Source organism: Psychrobacter sp. 1Y4, assembly GCF_051847555.1.
The window spans coordinates 1-821 of the sequence record NZ_JBPYDE010000361.1 but is presented as its reverse complement, the minus strand read 5'-3'; the positions used below and the strand labels follow the sequence as shown (position 1 = coordinate 821).

Sequence of the window (821 nt, the reverse complement as noted above, 5' to 3'; positions counted from 1 at the left end):
CCCAAATCCTCACATGAATAAAAACGATACTATTTTAATATAAGATGAATAAAATTCATTATACTGACAATTTAAAAGGGAATGTAACTGAATAGTCGTAGTTCTGACTACTGAAATAAAGAAGATTTGAGCGCATAAAGTAGTGAGAAATAAAAAGTGAGAAATAAAAAGTGAGAAATGAAGATAATGGTCAGTGATTAAGACCAATAGGAATATACCGCTAGATTTTGTAGACGAGTGATGAAGCATTGTCTTAGTCATTAAAATACATAACCTCTACTACACTGAATCGAATAGCAGGGGTTATGGGCTTGCAAATTTTCATACTTTCAAAAGAGAACGGATTTAACTGACCTCTTTAGGCTTAGGTTTATTACTCGAATAAATAAAGTACAGCGCAATCGCCAAGCAAACCAACGCACTAATGCGACTGCCTGACAGACTGATGGCGTTATTACCGAGCCAACCAAAGTTATCAATGAGTACGCTCATGCTCAGCTGACCAAAGATCACCGCCACCGTAGCCACAGCTGTGCCAATACGCTGTACGGCAACTACCATGATGACGATATAAGGCACACCGCACAATGCGCCAAGCAACTGCCATTTAGGTACATCCATCAACGTAACCGCGTGATTTGGCTCAAAGAAGAAAATCAGCAAGGCCGTCACCACGGCACCAACAGAAAATGTCAAAAACGCACTTTTGAACACGCCAACATTACTACCCAACCGACCATTCAATGCCGCTTGTACACTCAAAGTAGCACCACCAATTATCGCTAATACAATCATTAAAATAAGCATCATGTGGTCTACCC

Annotated in this window: 1 protein-coding gene; it reads right to left on the bottom strand. The window is 40.0% G+C overall.

The features are described from left to right. Window positions 1-345: 345 nt before the first annotated feature. Window positions 346-807, bottom strand: a complete 462-nt coding sequence (locus tag ACS8FC_RS16325) for a DMT family transporter (protein ID WP_439297549.1) — start codon at window positions 805-807, stop codon at window positions 346-348. Between the last annotated feature and the right edge of the window lie 14 nt (window positions 808-821).